Origin of the sequence: Lentzea kentuckyensis (assembly GCF_002150765.1) — a bacterium.
In the GTDB taxonomy this organism is placed as follows: Bacteria; Actinomycetota; Actinomycetes; order Mycobacteriales; family Pseudonocardiaceae; genus Lentzea; species Lentzea kentuckyensis.
In genome coordinates, this window is the sequence record NZ_MUYM01000229.1 from 1 (window position 1) to 1,443 (window position 1,443).

At 69.5% G+C, this 1,443-nt stretch carries 1 protein-coding gene and 1 pseudogene; both read left to right on the forward strand.

Annotated features, from left to right (window positions below):
• Positions 1–4 precede the first annotated feature (4 nt).
• The gene (locus tag B0F77_RS46200; protein WP_425435845.1) at positions 5–787 is read left to right on the forward strand and encodes a thiamine pyrophosphate-dependent enzyme; all 783 of its coding nucleotides are present in this window, start codon (positions 5–7) and stop codon (positions 785–787) included.
• A gap of 52 nt (positions 788–839) precedes the next feature.
• A pseudogene (locus tag B0F77_RS46205) lies at positions 840–1,443 on the forward strand (hypothetical protein); the annotation flags it as partial.

The following is a 1,443-nucleotide window of genomic DNA, read 5'->3' on the forward strand; positions in this document are numbered from 1 at the left end:
GGCGGTGGCCGACTTCATCGCCGAGTGCGACGTCGTCGTCGCCATCGGCACCGAACTGGCCTCCACCGACCTGTGGAACGGCCCGCTCAAGTTCCCCGGCGACCTGATCCGCATCGACGTCGACCCGGCCCAGATGATCACCAACGCCAACCCCGACTACCGCCTCGTCGGCGACGCGCTGGCCACCGTCGCGGCCCTGAACCAACGCCTCGGCAAGGGAAACTTGAGCGAGGAGGCGGTGAAGCGCGCCGAACGCTGGCAAAAGCTCTTCCGCAAACACGCCCGCACCCAGGGCGCCGCCTGGCTACCGCTGGTGGAAGCCATGCGCGAAGTCCTGTCCCCAGGCGCCATCATCGCCGGCGACAGCGCGATGGCCTGCTACTACGGCACTTTGTCCAACCTGCCCCTCGTAGGCCCGGCGAGCTTCCTGTACCCCACCGGCTTCGGCACCCTCGGCTACGGCCTGCCCGCCGCCATCGGCGCTCAACTNNGCATGATGTTCACCGTCGCCGAACTGGCCACCGCGGCCCAGGAACGCCTGGCCCTGCCCGTGATCATCTGCGACAACGGCGGCTACGGCGAGATCCGCCGCGAGATGATGGACCGCAGCGAACCCGTGCACGGCGTGAACCTGCCCGGCATCGACTTCGTCCAGGTCGCCAAGGGGTTGAACTGCCACGGCGTCACCGTCGACGACGAGGGCAGGTTCGCGACGGCTCTGCGCAAGGCCTTCGCCGCGGACCGCCCGACCGTGATTCACGTGGTGGGCGACCTGGCCGGCGCCTGACCGTCCTTGTTTTGTCCACAAATGAACTAGCTCGCCGTGAGAACATCGCGCGATGGCGCGCGACGACCTGAACTTCTCCACAGGTGACGTCGGAGGTCACTCGCTGCAGGCCCACACCATCCGTGGCGACGTGCACCTCCACCCGGCCAAAGCGCCGAGACCCGCGTACGACCCACCTCGGACGTGGGCCGACGCGCCACAACCGCCGTCAGAGATCCAGTCACTGCTGCGCGCCCAGATCCACGCCGCGAACGACAGCTCCTACCGTCTCCCGGACGCCCGCAAACCGTCGCTGGACACCGTTTACGTGCGCCAGGACCTCGGCAACGCCGTCGAGGAGCAACCCGAACAGCTCCGCCAGGGCCCCGTCCTCGACGACGACGGCAGGCTGATCGAACCCGCCGCTCGCCCGATCGTGCGCCTCACCGTCCGCCCGCCGTCCCGCACGTTGCCCGAGGCACTGGACGGCCACGCGCACCTGGTGGTCACCGGAGGCCCCGGCCTCGGCAAGTCCACCCTGACCCGGCGACTCGCCGCGGAGATCGCCGAACACTGGATGCGACGCGGCGATGCCCCGCTGTCCGAACCGGTCGTCCCGCTCCGGATCACAGCTCACACCCTGGCCGCCCGCCTGGACGTCCCCTTCGCCCAGGCGC